2 protein-coding genes are annotated in these 1,668 nt (G+C 58.9%); both read left to right on the top strand.

Going from position 1 to position 1,668, the window contains the following annotated elements; all coding sequences use genetic code 11:
* Window positions 1-143: 143 nt before the first annotated feature.
* Window positions 144-593, top strand: a complete 450-nt coding sequence (locus AMM41_RS21465; RefSeq protein ID WP_089963969.1) for a PIN domain-containing protein — start codon at window positions 144-146, stop codon at window positions 591-593.
* Between the two features lie 106 nt (window positions 594-699).
* Window positions 700-1,668: IS21 family transposase (gene istA / locus AMM41_RS21460; protein WP_228769401.1), on the top strand; the 969-nt coding region annotated here is incomplete at its 3' end.

Below are 1,668 nucleotides of genomic sequence, written 5' to 3'. Positions count from 1 at the left end.
CGCCTGGCTCATAGAAAGGTCGGTACGCATCGCAGGATTGCGCTGGAGGATTTGATGGCATACACACAAAAGATGCGTGGGCAGCAGGCCGGCGCTCTTGAGCGTTTGGCTCAAAATGCAAGAGAGTTGGGTTTGGAATACTGATGGCTGGCCATGCCCGATATACGGCTTTACTGGATGCGTGTGTCTTGTATCCGTTGGCCATGACAGATGCGCTTTTGAGTCTGGCAACGGCGGGTTTTTTTTCTGCCAAGTGGACAACGCGCATTGAACTCGAATGGATTCGTGCAATCGAGCGGCAGCGACCAGACTTGGTGGGTAAGCTCGACGTTCGCCGAGACAGTATGCGTCTTGCTATTTTGGATTGGGAAGTTCCAGAGCCTGCATGGGTGTCTTTGGCGCAAGGAATCCAGCTGCCTGACCCTGACGACACGCATGTCTTGGCTGCTGCAATTGCCGGGCACGCTGACTGCATCGTGACTTCGAATTTAAAAGATTTTCCTTCGACCGTTTTGGATGTCTTCGGTATTGAGGCCATTGATCCAGATACCTTCATCATCAATCAATGGGATCTGGACCCCGTCAATCCCTGATGGCCACCCAAATTCCCCCACTTATGGCCACCTCAAACTCCCCCACCTGAATTGATCGGGGACAGGGTCTCAACGCCGACACCGTCGGCACCTGTTGGCAGGACGCATGTTCTGGCCTTCCTCGAAGGAAGGCCAAGGAGTGAATGTCTTGAAACCCAACCAACGCGCCACGGTGATCACGCTGCTGCAGCGCAACACGCCCCAGCGCGAGATTGCCCGCATCACCGGCATCGACCGCAAAACCATTCGCAGCTACCACACCCGCTGGCTACTTGATCCTTCAAACTCCCCCGGGGTGGCCACCGGCTCTGAGACCTTGACCCCTCAAATTCCCCCACCCTGGCCACCGGCTCTCGTTTCCACTTCCTCCAGCCTGTGCGAAGTCCACCGCGTCTTCATTGAGGCCCAACTTCGCCTTCGCCGCAACGCCACCGCCATCTTCCAAGACCTGGTCGATGCCCACGGCTATTCAGGGGCCTACAACTCCGTCAAACGCTTTGTGCGCGCCTTGCGCAAGAAGACGCCCGAGCAGTTTGATCGCCTGTCCTTTTTGCCCGGCGAGGAGATGCAAGTCGATTACGGCGAAGGCGCACCGACCTTGGTGCCCGGCACCGATCGCTACAAGAAGCCGCGCCTGTTCGTCGCCACACTGCGCCACTCCCGGCGCAGTTTCCGCCGTGTGGTCTGGAAGTCCAGCCAACAAGTGTGGGCCCAGCTGCACGAGCAGGCATTTCGCTACTTTGGCGGCTGCCCCCAGTACGTGGTGCTGGACAACCTCAAGGAGGGTGTGCAGAGGCCCGATTTGTACGAGCCTGAACTCAACCCAGTGTATGCCGCCATGCTCGAGCACTATGGCGTGGTGGCCGACCCCGCCCGCGTGCGCGACCCCAACCGCAAGGGCACGGTGGAGCACGCCATCGGCCACACCCAAGCCACCGCCTTGAAGGGCAGACGCTTTGAATCGATCGAGGCCCAGAACGAGCACTTGGAGCATTGGGAAACGAGTTGGGCCGCCAAGCGCATTCACGGCAGCGAGCGCCAACAGGTGCAGGCCATGTTCGAGGCCGAACGTGCG

Source organism: Limnohabitans sp. 2KL-3, from assembly GCF_001269405.1.
Classification (GTDB): Bacteria; Pseudomonadota; Gammaproteobacteria; order Burkholderiales; family Burkholderiaceae_C; genus Limnohabitans_A.
The sequence above is the reverse complement of the archived record's forward strand: the minus strand, read 5'-3'. Positions and strand labels throughout refer to the sequence as shown.

Coding starts and splice junctions, on each gene's coding strand:
- AMM41_RS21465 (WP_089963969.1), top strand. CDS start 144: ATGGCTGGCCATGCCCGATATACGGCTTTACTGGATGCGTGTGTCTTG.